This window comes from Paenibacillus sp. Y280, assembly GCF_056786335.1.
In genome coordinates, this window is sequence record NZ_JBXCIW010000022.1 from 1 (window position 1) to 13321 (window position 13321).

At 49.0% G+C, this 13321-nt stretch carries 13 protein-coding genes and 1 riboswitch; of the genes, 11 read left to right on the top strand and 2 right to left on the bottom strand.

Annotation, left to right across the window (positions count from 1 at the left end):
- The first annotated feature begins 1649 nt into the window (after positions 1–1649).
- The 4 genes from AC1TPC_RS21705 (at position 1650) to AC1TPC_RS21720 (ending at position 5426) form a co-directional block, all read left to right on the top strand.
- The gene (locus AC1TPC_RS21705; RefSeq protein WP_482068891.1) at positions 1650–2372 is read left to right on the top strand and encodes a (Fe-S)-binding protein; all 723 of its coding nucleotides are present in this window, start codon (positions 1650–1652) and stop codon (positions 2370–2372) included.
- 2 nt (positions 2373–2374) lie between these two features.
- Positions 2375–3907 (top strand): LutB/LldF family L-lactate oxidation iron-sulfur protein, encoded by a 1533-nt coding sequence (locus AC1TPC_RS21710; protein ID WP_482068892.1) that lies wholly within the window; start codon positions 2375–2377, stop codon positions 3905–3907.
- The gene (locus tag AC1TPC_RS21715) at positions 3900–4625 is read left to right on the top strand and encodes a LutC/YkgG family protein (protein ID WP_482068893.1); all 726 of its coding nucleotides are present in this window, start codon (positions 3900–3902) and stop codon (positions 4623–4625) included. Before AC1TPC_RS21710 ends, AC1TPC_RS21715 begins: the two co-directional genes overlap by 8 nt.
- 75 nt (positions 4626–4700) lie before the next feature.
- Positions 4701–5426 (top strand): FadR/GntR family transcriptional regulator, encoded by a 726-nt coding sequence (locus AC1TPC_RS21720; RefSeq protein WP_482068894.1) that lies wholly within the window; start codon positions 4701–4703, stop codon positions 5424–5426.
- Between the two features lie 405 nt (positions 5427–5831).
- On the opposite strand, the gene AC1TPC_RS21725 is transcribed toward AC1TPC_RS21720, so the two are convergent.
- Complete coding sequence (locus AC1TPC_RS21725) at positions 5832–6734, bottom strand: J domain-containing protein (RefSeq protein WP_482068895.1); 903 nt, start codon at positions 6732–6734, stop codon at positions 5832–5834.
- Positions 6735–7135: 401 nt separating this feature from the next.
- Between AC1TPC_RS21725 and AC1TPC_RS21730 the strand changes: the two genes are divergently transcribed.
- The 7 genes from AC1TPC_RS21730 (at position 7136) to AC1TPC_RS21760 (ending at position 12385) form a co-directional block, all read left to right on the top strand.
- Complete coding sequence (locus tag AC1TPC_RS21730) at positions 7136–8242, top strand: rhamnogalacturonan acetylesterase (RefSeq protein ID WP_482068896.1); 1107 nt, start codon at positions 7136–7138, stop codon at positions 8240–8242.
- Positions 8243–8399: 157 nt separating this feature from the next.
- A complete protein-coding gene (locus AC1TPC_RS21735; RefSeq protein WP_482068897.1) occupies positions 8400–8918 on the top strand; it encodes a hypothetical protein in 519 nt (172 codons plus the stop codon).
- Positions 8919–9062: 144 nt separating this feature from the next.
- Positions 9063–9106, top strand: a riboswitch (PreQ1 riboswitch).
- A gap of 145 nt (positions 9107–9251) precedes the next feature.
- Positions 9252–9917, top strand: a complete 666-nt coding sequence (gene queC / locus AC1TPC_RS21740; RefSeq protein ID WP_482068898.1) for a 7-cyano-7-deazaguanine synthase QueC — start codon at positions 9252–9254, stop codon at positions 9915–9917.
- A complete protein-coding gene (locus AC1TPC_RS21745) occupies positions 9917–10369 on the top strand; it encodes a 6-pyruvoyl trahydropterin synthase family protein (RefSeq protein WP_482068899.1) in 453 nt (150 codons plus the stop codon). Before queC ends, AC1TPC_RS21745 begins: the two co-directional genes overlap by 1 nt.
- Complete coding sequence (queE, locus tag AC1TPC_RS21750) at positions 10356–11087, top strand: 7-carboxy-7-deazaguanine synthase QueE (RefSeq protein WP_482068900.1); 732 nt, start codon at positions 10356–10358, stop codon at positions 11085–11087. The genes AC1TPC_RS21745 and queE overlap by 14 nt, the downstream gene beginning before the upstream one ends.
- Positions 11088–11111: 24 nt before the next feature.
- Entirely contained in the window at positions 11112–11609 is a 498-nt protein-coding gene (gene queF, locus AC1TPC_RS21755; RefSeq protein ID WP_482068901.1) for a preQ(1) synthase, read from the top strand.
- 140 nt (positions 11610–11749) lie between these two features.
- Positions 11750–12385, top strand: a complete 636-nt coding sequence (locus AC1TPC_RS21760) for a serine hydrolase domain-containing protein (RefSeq protein WP_482068902.1) — start codon at positions 11750–11752, stop codon at positions 12383–12385.
- Positions 12386–12441: 56 nt separating this feature from the next.
- Here AC1TPC_RS21760 and thiD read toward each other — a convergent pair whose 3' ends face one another.
- Complete coding sequence (gene thiD / locus AC1TPC_RS21765; RefSeq protein ID WP_482068903.1) at positions 12442–13254, bottom strand: bifunctional hydroxymethylpyrimidine kinase/phosphomethylpyrimidine kinase; 813 nt, start codon at positions 13252–13254, stop codon at positions 12442–12444.
- Positions 13255–13321 lie beyond the last annotated feature (67 nt).

Below are 13321 nucleotides of genomic sequence, written 5' to 3' on the forward strand. Positions count from 1 at the left end.
GTTAAAGTCTGATCAAGTTCGAAACGTTCATTTTAGAGTAAATGGCAGAAAATTAAAGCAATTTTACGATCGACATCGAATAAGAGGTGCAGTGTCCACAATAAGGGTGTTTAACCGCATTTTAAAGTGGACTTAAGAACCTATAGGTTCTTAAAGAGCTAGAAAGTAGTCAGCAGTCGCTCGATTGGGAGCTTTAAGCGCATATGCGTTCTTACAGGTCTCAAAGTAACATTTTAAGGTGAACTTAAGAACCTATAGGTTCTTAAAGAGCTGGAAAGTAGTCTGCAGTCGCTCGATTGGTAGCTATAAGCGCATATGCGTTCTTACAGCTTTCAAAGTAACATTCTAAGGTGGCTTTAAGAACCTATAGGTTCTTAAAGCGTCGGAAAGTAGGCCATTCGCTGGATTGGGAGCTTTAAGCGCATATGTGTTCTTACAGCACTCAAAGTAACATCTTATGGTGGCATTAAGAACCTATAGGTTCTTAAAGAATCAGAAAGAAGTCTGCATTCGCTCGATTGGGAGCTTTAAGCGCATATGTGTTCTTACAGCACTCAAAGTAACATTTTAAGGTGGCTTTAAGAACCTATAGGTTCTTAAAGAACTAGAAAGTAGTCTGCATTCGCTGGATTGGGAGCTTTAAGCGCATATGTGTTCTTACAGCACTCAAAGTAACATCTTATGGTGGCATTAAGAACTTATAGGTTCTTAAGAAGCTAGAAAGAAGTCTGCAGATGCTCGATTGGGAGGTTTAAGCGCATATGTGTTCTTACAGCACTCAAAGTAACATTTTAAGGTGGCATTAAGAACCTATAGGTTCTTAAAAAGCTAGAAAGAAGTCTACAGACGCTCGATTGGGAGCTTTAGGCGCATATGCGTTCTTACAGCACTCAAAGTAGCATTTTTGGTGACATTAAGAACTTATAGGTTCTTAAAGAGCTAGAAAGTAGTCCGCATTCGCTCGATTGGGAGCTTTGAGCGCATATGCGTTCTTACAGCGCTCAAAGTAACATTTTAAGGTGGCATTAAGAACCTATAGGTTCTTAAAGAGCTAGAAAGAAGTCTGCAGATGCTCGATTGGGAGCTTTAAGCGCATATGTGTTCTTATAGCACTCAAAGTAACATTTTAAGGTGGAATTAAGAAACTATAGGTTCTTAAAGAGCTAGAAAGTAGTCCGCATTCGCTCGATTGGGAGCTTTGAGCGCATATGTGTTCTTATAGCTCTCAAAGTAACATCTTATGGTGGCATTAAGAACCTATAGGTTCTTAAAGAGCTAGAAAGTAGTCTGCAGTCGCTCGATTGGGGGGCTTTAAGCGCATATGCGTTCTTACAACGCTCAAAGTAACATTTTAAGGTGGCATTAAGAACCTATAGGTTCTTAAAGAGCTAGAAAGTAGTCTGCAGTCGCTCGATTGGGGGGCTTTAAGCGCATATGCGTTCTTACAGCGCTCAAAGTAACTTGTTCGCAGTTCCTGAAAACACCAATATGTTTTTAGAAACTGCGAACTACCGACAGCACCACAAACCGAGCTTGCTCAAACAATGCTCATATAAATCAGAACATTTTTTAAAAATCATTCTCTTTTTAACCAAACTTGTCTGACAACCTGATAAAATAACATTATAAGTAACGAAAGGGGTGCAGGTATGAAGGTTTCTTTATTTATTACTTGCTTAAGCGATGCGCTATATCCTCGAGTCGGTGAAGCGATGGTGCGCTTGCTGGCGAAGTACGGAGTTTCATTGGAGTTTCCAATGGTACAGACCTGCTGCGGACAGCCAGCTTTCAACAGCGGCTATTGGAAGGAAGCGAGGGAGTCGGCGAAAACGATTTTGGATGCTTTTGAAGACAGCGATTTCGTTATTTCGCCCTCGGGCTCCTGCACAGGTATGATTCATCATTATCCGAAGCTGTTTGAGGATGATCCGGTTATGCTGAAGCGTGCGAATAAGCTGCAAAGCAAATCGTATGAATTTACTCAGTTTCTGGTGCAGGTGCTGGGTGTTACGGATGTTGGCGCCGCATTCCCCCATAAGGTGACGTACCATCCATCCTGCCACGGCAGCCGAATTCTCGGCGTCAAGGACGAGCCGCTCGCGCTTATCCAAAACGTAAGGGGCCTTGAGCTTGTGCCGCTCCCGTTCGCTGAGGATTGCTGCGGCTTTGGCGGCACGTTTGCGGTCAAAATGGCCGATATTTCAGGGGCAATGGTGACAGAGAAGGTTGATCACGTGCTGGAGACGGAGGCGGAAGTGCTGGTTGGACTCGATATGGCATGTCTGCTCAACATTGCCGGCAACCTGCGCTATCGCAACGAGCCCGTTCGTGTCATGCATTTGGCAGAGCTTCTATATGAAGGGGTGAAATAAGCATGGCTGGAGCAAAAACGGAGGCTACTGTAAAAGCTAGAGCGGATCTTGCGCTTAATGACGAATTTCTGCGCAAAGCGGTGCGGTTTACGACGGAACGTCTTCGCAACGGAAAAAAGAAAGCGACTGAAGAGCACGGCAACTGGGAGGAATGGCGGGAGCGCGGCAAGCAAATCCGGCTGCATACGATTGCTCATCTGGATTATTACTTAAATTTGTTTGTAAATAATGCCCGTGCGAACGGCGTTCATGTACATTTTGCAGGTAATACCGAGGAAGCCGTTAAGCTGACGCTTGATATTGCCGAGCATGCAAAAGCCAAGTCAGTCGTAAAATCAAAGTCGATGGTGTCGGAGGAGCTGCATCTCAACCATGCGCTTGAATCAATCGGCGTGGAAGCGGTAGAAACCGATTTGGGCGAATACATTATTCAGCTTGCCGGTGAAATGCCGTCGCATATCGTTATTCCAGCGATTCACAAAAATCGCTACCAAATCGCCCATCTCCTCTCCAAAGAGGCGGGCTACACGCTGCCGCCGGATACGACGGCGCTTGCAGGCTTTGTTCGCAAAAAACTGCGCGAGAAGTTTCTCGAGGCGGAAATTGGCATGACCGGCTGCAACTTCGCGATTGCGGAGACGGGGTCGATGGTGCTTTTTGAAAACGAAGGCAATGCCCGGATGGTTAGCACGGTTCCAAAAACACAAATTACGCTCATGGGAATGGAACGCATTATTCCTTCATGGGCAGACCTTGAGGTCATGGCAACGCTGCTGCCGCGCTCGGCAACGGGACAGAAGCTGACAATGTACATGTCCGGCATTACAGGTCCGCGCCGCTCGGAGGATGCGGATGGTCCGGACGAGATGCATATTATTATCATCGATAATGGCCGTTCCCTGCAGCTTGGCGATCCTGAGTTTCAAGAGCTTCTGAACTGCATTCGCTGCGGCGCCTGCCTAAACGCTTGTCCCGTCTATCGCCATATTGGCGGCCATGCCTACGGCAGTACCTATAGCGGTCCGATCGGAGCTGTACTGACCCCTTCCTTGAACAAAAATATTGCGGAATGGGACGATGTCGCCAATGCCTCCAGCTTATGCGGTGCTTGCTATGAAGCGTGTCCGGTCAAAATACCGCTGCACGACATGCTCGTCTATTTGCGCAGGCGCAAGGTGGAGAGCGGCAACGGCAGCAAAATGGAGTCGATCGGCATGCAAGGCTTCGCCACCGTCATGGGTAATTCCTCGCGCCTTGGCGGCATGCTTCGGCTGGGCAAGCTTGGGCAAAAGCTTGTTGTCCGCAGCGGCGTCATCAAGACGAAGCTTGGTCCGCTCAAAGGCTGGAACACGTACCGCGTTACGCCTAGCTTGCCGAAGGAGTCATTCCGCGATCGTTGGGATACGCTTGATCAAGAGCTGAAGCAAGGCCTCAAGAAGATGGAGCCATCGATGCAAAATCGGATGGAGGAGCTAGTACGCAATCGCGAGCTGGAAGAGAAGCGGGGCAAAGGAGGTGGACACGGTCATGGCTGAAACGCATAAGCAGTGGTTGGATAAGCTTGAGGCAGAGTCGCGTGTGAAGCAGGAGCATTTTATGAATGATATTGCCGCTAAGCTGAGACATCCGAGAATGGAGAACAAGCCGCAGCATCCGTTCCGTGGCGCGCCTGACTTCTGGAACGCGTTCGAGTGGACGGAGGAGGAACGAATTCAACAGTTTACCGATAATTTTTTGTCCGTAGGCGGTCACGTGGCTCGTCTTCAAACGATGGAGGAAGCAAAAGCTTTTATCGTGCAAAAGGCTGGGGAAATGAGCGCTAAATACGTCATCCGTCAAAATCAGCCGGAGCTGGATGCGCTGGATCTTGAAGGCTCCCTCGCGGATTCAAAAGTTTCCGTATGGAATACGGATGAGGAGCAATACTGGCGCGCGCGTGCGGCTGAGGCTGATTTTGGAATCGTAATCGCGGATCATGCCGTTGCCTATACAGGTTCGGTAACCGTTTTGTCAGCGCCGAATAAAGGGCGATCAGTAAGCCTGCTGCCGACTGTACTTATGATTATCATTCCGATTGAGCGGCTGAAAACGAGGCTTGGCGAAGTGTTGGTCACTTTTGATGAAGCGGGGAGAGAGCAACTGCCAGCCGGCATTCACTTTATTTCCGGCCCAAGCCGCTCCTCTGACATTGAAAATGATCTGACCATCGGGGTTCATGGTCCAGGAATCGTATATGCGCTTTTAGTCGGATAGTTGTAAAATATGAACGTTTAGCGGGGCGTTGCTGCAGGATAGCGCGTGCCCTTTACGTGTAGGAGGTGGCAGATTATGCCGTCCTTAGAAGTAGAAAAGCTGTCAAAGCGCAACCATTACGAGGCAATTGCGGATCAGGTCAAGCAGCTAATATTGGATGGCAAGCTAAAAGTCGGAGATAAGCTGCCTTCCACGAAGCAAATGTCCGAGCAATTTGGAGTTGGCCGCTCGACTACCAGGGAGGCACTAAGCGCGCTTAAAGCGATGGGGCTGATCGACATTCGGCAGGGCGGCGGCTGCCGCGTTATTCGCAACGCGCCGGTCGAAATGGAGCTTCCAGAGCTTGCGTCTCTTCGCTTGAACCGCAAAACGGTGCTCGAGCTGCTAGAGGCACGTGAAGCACTTGAGGTATCAGGCGCCGCGATAGCTGCTGTGAAGCGGACAGATGAGGATTTATTGCAGTTAGGCGATTTGATCAAAGAGATGAAGCGTACGGTTGGCGATGAGGCTGAAGGTGAACGGCTTGACCTCCAATTTCATCTAACACTAGCGAAGGCGACACATAACTCCATTATGGTGCGGTTGTTCGAGTCGATTATGAATTACATTGAAACGGCTATCCACGATATTAGGCGTGTTGAGCTGTATGCAAGCACAGCTGTAGCGGAGCGACTTTATATGGAGCACTCAGCGATTTATGAAGCGATTGAGACGCAGGATGCTGAGCGTGCGGCTGAGCGAATGAAGCAGCATTTGCAGCATATTGAGAGCATTGTGCTGAAGCATTTGGGAGAGGGCTAAATGGAAGTAACTGCTATGTAGTAAGGAGGCTATGTTTTGAATGTGAAGTATTCTGCTGTAGAAACTGCAATAGAAACCTGACATGGCATCCGAAATGAGAAGCTACAATGCAGAAATGCATCAGAAATAGGCTGAAAAGTACTAAATGAGGCGGGATTGATTGATTCTGTTGTAGAAACTGCAACGTAGCTCGGTAACTCTCCATGGAGTGACAATTCTGCTGCAGAAACTGCAACGCAGCAAAGTAACGAGTTAGCATATTTCGAGCTGAATCGTTTTTATAGTAACTTCAGCCCAATTGCTGCGCTAGATAAATCCATAATTAGCCTCCCAACAAATTTTAAAGCCCGATTTCCGCCGACATCATTAAGATGGCTGCGGCAATCGGGCTTACTTCCATTTATGCTATTTTACTGTAGCTAAAAACTTCTTAATGAATGCTCTTGCTTTATCCGGGTTCTTGCTGTCCAAGCGTATCCCGATGATCATGTTCTCTTTGTATAGCGGAAGCTGATCCACAAGTGCGCTGTTGCTTAGGTCGATGCCGTACACATGCTCTTCGGTATCCTCGTCAGTCCTCGTCTTCAGCGTCAGCCCATCCTTCAAAAGCGGCTTTAGCTCGCCGTTGACGTCGTTATCGAGATTCATGAGGATGCCTTGATTGCCGATCCACTCAAAAATATTCCGATCCATAATGTAAACATCCGGATGCTCGGTCGCCAGGATCAATACTGCTTTTTGCAAATAAGCCATTTGTGATTGCTCGTCCGTAGGCACGAAGGTCAGCGTAGAAACGAATCTTTTCCATTCGGGAAACGCTGTCAAAAGCGCGTTTTCAATTGGCTCTTCCTTAGGCGCGTCATCCTTCAGCATATAATTGCCCATGAAGGAAACGTTCAAATCGACAGGCGGCAGATTGGCAAGCCGTTCCTGCTCCTCGCGGTAGTTCATAAAGCTGATCACTCCATAAATGATAAGTGCTACTGCTGCAATTGCGCCAAGCGTATGAAATTTGTAATAGCGCCAGAAATGATCCATTTTCTGAGCTTGTCCAGCCATCTTCTTGTACTTGCCGTATTCCTGTTCGTTGAAGGCTTCGGTCAGCTTGCGGTCCTCATACTCTAAAATCAGCCGATACGCTTGTGTAATCTTCGCAAAAGAATCGTCCCCGTCTCCCGCGTCGTCCTTCTGCTGCTGCGTTCTGGAGCGCGCTTGACGCATGAGCGTCGTATAGCGTTTTTCTACTTCCTCTTTCGCAGCAAGCTCTGGCAGCCCCATCGTTTCATAGGCTTGTTTCAACTCTTCCACTTCTGTCACCTCAATTAAAGTAGCTCCTGCATCATTCCTATCTATTAGTATACGGAATTCCACACAGGTAACGCAAACTTTGACGGCGTATATCCGGTCATTTGTCATTTCCTGCTGCGCGCTGCCATTCCATGTTCACCTCGCGAGGCAATCCTTGCTTGGAAGAGGAGAATTTGAAAACAGCGGTGGCGATGAAAATATTTGCGTGATGTTGAGCGAGCATAAAAATTCGTTATTTGTGAAGGCAGGCGAGCTGATGAAGCTTGGGCACGTCACGTTCTAGCGAACAAGCGCAGCGAGTCTGAATTTTGAACAAAATAGACGATTTATTCGCTTCCTATCCTCTCGCGATTTGTTATTCTACTAATAGTAGAACAAACTACGTATAGGACGGTGCTCGCATGACTATTTCGTTCAACTTTGATTTTGGAATCGGCAGCGCGACTGCTGCCCCTTATATACAAGTGCTGCCAGATACCCTTTATGACGAACAATTGGGTTACGGCTTTGAATCCTGCGAGCGGATCAGCTCGCGCAATCGTGACGAGCAGGATCGTCTGCGCGGCGCTTTCTGCATCCCGCTGGATGCAGTGTTTACCATCGATCTGCCTAACGGCTGCTATACGGTGACCGCAACGATTGGCGATGCGATTGCACCTACCTCAACCACGTTAAAATATGGCGCAGGACGCATGGTGCTCCATCAGGCGGTTACCTTGGCAGGGCAGTATGCCGTGCACAGCTTTACGGTCAAAGTAACCGATGGGCGGCTTCGGCTTGCCTTCTCTGGCATCGCGCCGCGCATTAATGCGCTGCGGATAGATGAAGCGAAGCAAGCGACGACCATTTACTTGGCTGGCGACTCCACCGTGACCGATCAGGACACATTCCCGTATGCAGGCTGGGGCCAAATGCTGCCGTTATATTTTAAGACGGATGTGGCGATTGACAATCATGCGATGTCGGGAAGAAGCTCGAGAAGCTTCATTAACGAAGGGCGCCTCGATGTCATATTGGAGCAAATTAAGCCAAACGACTACCTGTGGATTCAATTTGGCCATAATGACGAGAAGCCGGACGTGGAGCGGGCAACGGAGCCTTTCGGCAGCTTTAAGGAGATGCTTGCCGTCTACGTAGAGGGGGCAATAGCACGAGGCGCGAGACCCGTACTGATTACGCCGATGCATCGCCGAAAATTCAATGAACAGGGGCAGATCATCGACACGCATGGCGATTATTTGCTCGGCATGAAGCAGTTGGCTGCAGAGCTGGACGTCCCGCTCATTGATTTGGCTGCCAAAAGCAAAGCCTTGTACGAGCAATTGGGCGACGAGCCCTCAAAGGCGCTGTTCATGTGGGCATACCCCGGCGAATTTATTCATTTTCCGGATGGCGCCCAGGATGATACGCATTTCCAAGAGCTTGGCGGCATTCAAATTGCCGGATTGGTTGTTGAAGGCGTGCGCGAGCTTGGATTATCGCCGCTTTGCTTCTATTTAAGAGGATAGCACTCGCCTTGTACAGCGAACGCTTAGGATAGGTCAGCCAGAACGTAGGGGCTGGCCTCTTACTATTTTGCAACAGCTGCAAAAAGAAAGCTCGATTCTATAGTCCTTATCGTCTACAATAGCTTAGAAGATATTGTTCTAAAGCGAGGTATACATCATGTTTGATCCAACCGTATTTGAAAACCTGAAGGTAGCTTTCGAGAATCAGATTTATGACCTGGATACGCTGGACCGGAAGGTAGATATTATCAATCGGGTAGACCGATTGGAGCTAGCCGTTATGTCGCGGGAATTTGCGCTTCAATTCACGCTGGCTGGCCGCCCGGAGGTGTCTGCAGAAATACAGCTCACCGCAACGCTTAAGGATCTGGCGGCTGAGCTATTGGAGCTAAAAGGAGAGACGCCGGCATGTACACTGCGGCTGCGCTTCTATATGCAGGTGCATCATGTCGAAGAGCAGTGTAAGCTGGCGGAGCAAGCTATTCAGCGGATTTGGGAACCGGAAATCGCTCCCACGCAAACGATAAGCTATATATTCGGCGCCGAAACGCCGAGCTATTCGAATGTCATCGAGCTGGGCTTTAACCGTAAAATAAGCGAGGAGCAAATGGATGACATTCCTGAGCTTACTCAGCATGTTCTTCAGACGCTTGAGAAGCTAGAGGAAATCGTTTAATATTCGACTGTTCCAGATGCTTGGAATGGAAGCCGCTCAGTTAAATACTGACTGTTTCCATTTGCTCCAAGCTATGCTATAGTACTTGAGGATATATAACTAAAGAAGAAATTCCGGAGCTTTGCCCATTGACGCAAACGGCTGCCGGGAGAGGTTCGCGAACTCCCTCTATAAAAAACTATGCGAAACGATTGTCCCGTCAGGTGACATCGTCGTTTTTGCGTTCGGCGCGAACCGGCTCTTGCCGCTTCGCGCCGTTTCTTTGGTTTTTTAGCTACCTATGAAGGATGTCAGGCGAGCTCTTTCTTCTCAAACCAGAGAGGGAGATGCAGCATGAAAAAAGAAAAGGCGGTCGTCGTATTCAGCGGCGGCCAAGACAGCACGACTTGCCTGTTTTGGGCAATGGAGCGCTTCTCGGAGGTTGAAGCTGTTACGTTCAATTATGGACAGCGGCATAAGCTTGAGCTGGATATCGCAGCGGAAATTGCCAAGGAGCTTAACATTAAGCATCATATTCTCGATATGTCGCTGCTTAATCAATTGGCGCCTAACGCGCTTACTAGAGATGACATTGCCATTGAGCAAAAAGAAGGGGAGCTTCCTACGACCTTTGTCGATGGACGGAATCTCTTATTTCTCACCTTCGCGGCAGTGCTGGCAAAGCAGCTTGGCGCGAAGCATATCGTAACCGGCGTGTGCGAAACGGATTTTAGCGGCTATCCGGATTGCCGGGACATATTCGTGAAATCGTTGAATGTAACGCTGAATTTGTCCATGGATTATCCTTTTGTCATCGATACACCGCTCATGTGGCTGAATAAAGCCGAGACATGGGAGCTTGCCGAGACGCTCGGCGCGTTTGAATTCGTACGGGAGCGGACGCTCACCTGCTATAACGGCATTGTTGCTGAAGGCTGCGGCGAATGCCCGGCATGTGTGCTTCGAAGAAATGGACTTGACGAATATTTGGTCAAACGGAATCAGGGAGTGAAACAATAATGCTGCAGCAGATCTATCCAGCAGCCGTGCACCCTTATAGCTATGAGCTGAACAAGGATTTTCAGTTCGCAGCAGCCCATTTTGTACCAGCCGAGGAAGCCGGCAAATGCCGTCAACTGCATGGGCATACGTATTTTGCCAACGTCACGGTAGCCGGTGATGAGCTTGATACGGCAGGCTTTCTAGTCAATTTCGCGATTATTAAGCAGCTTATTCATGATCGGTTCGATCATATGCTTCTCAATGACGATAAGGAAAGTTTCAGCGACACGCAGCCGGAGCGTTTTCCCACGACTGAGGTTGTGGCGCGTACGATTTGCGAGATCGTTCAGCTTTATTTGGACGGTACGGTGAATCGTCCGCAGTGCGTTCAGGTTTATCTCCGTGAAACGCCGACAAGCTACTGTATTTACCGTCCTAAGAGAAAGGCGGATTCGAATGCAAGCAACTAAACGGATTCCCGTCTTGGAAGTATTCGGTCCAACTGTACAAGGCGAAGGCATGGTTATTGGCCGGAAGACGATGTTCGTTCGTACCGCAGGCTGCGACTACAGCTGCTCTTGGTGCGATTCCGCGTTTACTTGGGACGGAAGCGCGAAAGCAGATATTCGCATGCTGACAGCGAATGAAATTATAGAGGAATTAACGGCAATCGGCGGAAGCGCATTTGAGCATGTGACGATCTCAGGCGGCAATCCCGCGCTGCTGCCGCAGCTGGGCGGTTTTATTGAAGAGCTGCATGAGCGGGGAATTAGCGTCGCGCTGGAGACGCAGGGCAGCCGCTGGCAGGATTGGTTTTGGACCATTGACGAGCTGACCTTGTCGCCTAAGCCGCCAAGCTCCGGCATGAAGACGGATTGGCAGGTGCTGGACGATATCGTATCCAAGCTGAACGAGCGGGCATCAAGCTTTTGCTTGAAGACGGTCGTCTTCGATGATGAGGATCTTGCATATGCGACCACCGTTCATTTGCGTTATCCGAAGGTTCCCTTTTATTTGCAAGCTGGAAATGGTCAGTTGCAGGAAACGGAGCCGCAGCGTATGCTTCCTTATTTGGTGGAGCGTTATGATTGGCTGATCGAGCGCGTGATGCCGAATGCGGATTTGAAGCGGGTTCATGTGCTGCCGCAGCTCCATACCTGGGTATGGGGCAATAAGAAGGGCGTTTAATAGAAAGGAAAGGCGGAGACGAGCATGGAAGGAAGAAGCAAGGAAGAGCTGAACGGCGTGACGCTGCTCGGCAATCAAGGAACGCAATATTTGTTTAACTATTCGCCGGAAATTTTAGAGGCATTCGAAAATAAGCATCCGAACCGCGATTATTTCGTAAAGTTCAACTGTCCGGAATTTACGAGCCTTTGTCCCATGACGGGGCAGCCTGATTTTGCAACCATTTATATTTCCTATATTCCCGGCAGCAAAATGGTAGAGAGCAAGTCGCTCAAGCTGTATTTGTTCAGCTTCCGCAACCATGGCGATTTCCATGAGGATTGCATGAACATCATTATGAATGATTTGATTGCGCTCATGAACCCAAGATATATCGAGGTTTGGGGCAAATTCACGCCGCGCGGAGGCATATCCATCGACCCTTATTGCAACTGGGGCCAGCCTGGCACCAAATATGAGCAAATCGCGGAGCATCGCCTCATGAACCATGATCTTTATCCGGAGAAAGTGGACAATCGCTAGATTGAGCTTGCTACAACCCATTTCGCCCGCCTAAAGTCTAGGCAGCGATCATACCTGAAGTCCATTCCTTTTCTTTTTCATTGACCTATACTGTTGAATAGAAAGGCCAATGAATATGTGAGGAAATGAGTGGAACGACTATGATCAGAAACGTGATATGTATGTCAGTGCTGCTTTGCACGATAGCAGCGGCGCTAACGAGCTTTGGCATTGTACCCGAAAGAGTCCATGCTGCCGCGACAGAAGAACAAGCGGTGTATGCCGAATTAGATCGCTATATCGAGTCGGCGATGAAGAAGTACAACATTCCAGGAGCAGCGATTGGAGTCGTTAAGAAGGATTCCCCGCTGTACATAAAAGGCTACGGAACAGCGGATTCCAAGAACACACCGATTACGCCGCAAACGCCGTTTATTCTCGGATCGACAAGTAAGTCATTTACAGCGCTGGCTGTCATGCAGCTTGTAGATGAGGTAAAGGATGAGCTGGATGCGCCTGTTCAGCGGTATTTGCCGGATTTCAACGTCACTGATCCAAATGATTCAGCCATCACGCTTCATTTTATTTCAATAGGACTCTTCCATTTGATTCTGCCTATTGCCTTGATCGTATTGCCAGGTCTACTCGATGCGTCTTGGAAGCTGATGTTTGCGTTTGTTCCAGGCATTACGCATCTTCTGTTTGTCTCATCGATTGTGCTGCTTGCAGTTGGCACGGCGAGATTGGTCTTGCTCTTCAGAAGCTTAAGCTTACGAACGCATACATTCGTTAATTAGGGTGAAAAAGCTGACGCCGCTTCCATACCGGAAGCGGCTTTTGCTTTGTTCTTAATCTATCTCGCGCCCTGAAGTCTACGCCGATAGGCATAATGATTCGTAGGCCCGTGGCCGCTGCCGAACCCAAGCTGATCCTCCATCGCAGCTTGAATAAAGGCTTTGGCTGTTCTAATCGCATCGGGAACTGTTTTTCCTTGCGCAATTTCAGCGGTAAGTGCTGCCGAGAATGTACACCCTGTACCATGAGTATGCCGAGTATCGATTCGTAGGCTCTCCAAATAATCGAAACGTTCACCATCATAAATGAGGTCGACGAGCTGTGAGCAGCCCGAGTCGTGGCCGCCTTTGATAACGACATAACGAGAGCCTTGCTGGAACAAGATTTTCGCTGCTTCCTCCCGTTCGCTGAGCGTGCGGATAGCCATCCGTGCAAGCAGCTCTGCCTCCGGAATGTTTGGCGTCGTCACGAGCGCGAGCGGCAGCAAATGCTTGATGAGAGCTTGAATAGCTTCCTGCTGCAGCAGGGAAGAGCCGCCTTTGGCAACCATAACAGGATCAATGATCAAGTTCTGCCACTGATATTGCTTTATTTTTGCGGCTACAATTTCAACGATTTCGCTGCTGAACAGCATGCCCGTCTTGAGCGCGGCAGGTGTCAGATCCTCGCCAATCGAATCAAGCTGTCTTCTGACGGCAGCAGCCTCCATCGCATATACGCCTTGGACGCCGAGCGTGTTTTGGGCAGTAACCGCGGTAATGACTGACATGCCGTAGGCGCCAAGCTCTTGAAACGTTTTCAGATCAGCTTGAATGCCTGCGCCGCCGCCGCTATCCGAGCCTGCAATCGTTAACGCTTTATATACTTTCATCGACTCATCTCCCCGTAAACGAATAAAGACCCACTCATTTCCGAAAGGAAATGAGCGGGTCTAACGA

Bases quoted from the DNA above. Each gene is read 5' to 3' on its own strand.
- AC1TPC_RS21705 (WP_482068891.1), top strand. From the start codon at position 1,650: ATGAAGGTTTCTTTATTTATTACTTGCTTAAGCGATGCGCTATATCCT.
- AC1TPC_RS21710 (WP_482068892.1), top strand. From the start codon at position 2,375: ATGGCTGGAGCAAAAACGGAGGCTACTGTAAAAGCTAGAGCGGATCTT.
- AC1TPC_RS21715 (WP_482068893.1), top strand. From the start codon at position 3,900: ATGGCTGAAACGCATAAGCAGTGGTTGGATAAGCTTGAGGCAGAGTCG.
- AC1TPC_RS21720 (WP_482068894.1), top strand. From the start codon at position 4,701: ATGCCGTCCTTAGAAGTAGAAAAGCTGTCAAAGCGCAACCATTACGAG.
- AC1TPC_RS21730 (WP_482068896.1), top strand. From the start codon at position 7,136: ATGACTATTTCGTTCAACTTTGATTTTGGAATCGGCAGCGCGACTGCT.
- AC1TPC_RS21735 (WP_482068897.1), top strand. From the start codon at position 8,400: ATGTTTGATCCAACCGTATTTGAAAACCTGAAGGTAGCTTTCGAGAAT.
- queC (WP_482068898.1), top strand. From the start codon at position 9,252: ATGAAAAAAGAAAAGGCGGTCGTCGTATTCAGCGGCGGCCAAGACAGC.
- AC1TPC_RS21745 (WP_482068899.1), top strand. From the start codon at position 9,917: ATGCTGCAGCAGATCTATCCAGCAGCCGTGCACCCTTATAGCTATGAG.
- queE (WP_482068900.1), top strand. From the start codon at position 10,356: ATGCAAGCAACTAAACGGATTCCCGTCTTGGAAGTATTCGGTCCAACT.
- queF (WP_482068901.1), top strand. From the start codon at position 11,112: ATGGAAGGAAGAAGCAAGGAAGAGCTGAACGGCGTGACGCTGCTCGGC.
- AC1TPC_RS21760 (WP_482068902.1), top strand. From the start codon at position 11,750: ATGATCAGAAACGTGATATGTATGTCAGTGCTGCTTTGCACGATAGCA.
- thiD (WP_482068903.1), bottom strand. From the start codon at position 13,254: ATGAAAGTATATAAAGCGTTAACGATTGCAGGCTCGGATAGCGGCGGC.